Source organism: Xanthomonas sp. LMG 12462 (assembly GCF_009192885.1).
Classification (GTDB): domain Bacteria; phylum Pseudomonadota; class Gammaproteobacteria; order Xanthomonadales; family Xanthomonadaceae; genus Xanthomonas_A; species Xanthomonas_A sontii.
Genome location: NZ_NMPP01000123.1, coordinates 1 through 990, shown reverse-complemented (window position 1 = coordinate 990; position 990 = coordinate 1). Strand labels below are relative to the sequence as shown.

1 protein-coding gene is annotated in these 990 nt (G+C 56.1%); it reads left to right on the top strand.

The genetic code is table 11. The features are described 5' to 3' along the window. Nucleotides 1–331 precede the first annotated feature (331 nt). Nucleotides 332–990, top strand: a 659-nt coding sequence (locus tag CEK69_RS20820) for an ATP-binding protein (RefSeq protein ID WP_193314056.1), incomplete at its 3' end; no start/stop codon positions are given.

Sequence of the window (990 nt, the reverse complement as noted above, 5' to 3'; positions counted from 1 at the left end):
GTGCCGACGACCTGCTCGGGCGGATCTTCTCCAGCTTCTGTATTGGGAAGTGATGTTCGGCCAGAGGCATCCCATCACCCTCTGTCGATTTGAATAAGATCCATGCAACTCTCTCTGGTTGCTCAGCTCTCTATGAATGGACCAAGATCTGCAGGCGCTACCGTGTCGATTCCAAGTGACTCAAGTCGGATCTTGGTTGAGTGCTGCAGAAGCGCTGGCGAACATGCTCATGCACCCATACTCGCACTGAAGCGTTCTCATCGTATTCAAGGCACCAGGTGTAACAGACGCTCGCTGCGGTTGATGACTCCTTGAGGCTGACAGAGAAGAAATGAATCAACATGACCTTACTCTGCTGCTGCATAGCTTGATCGCCACCTGGGAAAACGAGGTGGTGGAGTTCAAGCAGGCCGGCAATGACTACAGCACCGACGATATCGGCAAGTATTTTTCTGCGTTGGCCAACGAAGCCAACCTGCGTGATGCCGACCGCGGCTGGTTGGTGTTCGGTATCAACAATAAGACGCGCGCTGTGGTCGGCACGGACTACCGTCCGCAGGCGGATCGTCTGCATTCGCTCAAGATGCAGATTGCCGACAATGCCGAGCCTCGCATCACCTTCCGCGAGATTCACGAGTTGGCCCACGGCAATGGTCGCGTGTTGCTGTTTGAGGTGCCCGCGGCACCCCGGGGGATTCCGATTGCCTGGAAAGGTCATTATCACGCACGTGCCGGCGAAAGCCTGATTCCCTTAGGACTTGATAAGCTGGATGAAATTCGCCGCCAGACATTGGCGCAGGATTGGACGGCACAACTGGTTCCGGACGCCACCCAGGAAGATTTGGACGAGGTGGCTGTGCGCAAGGCGCGTGAATCCTTCGTGCAAAAGTACGCAAACCGCTTTCAACCTGGCGAGGTGGAAAGCTGGCCATTGGCGACCTTCCTAGAGCGAGCGCGTGTTGCGCAGAAGGGTCAAATCAACCGTGCAGC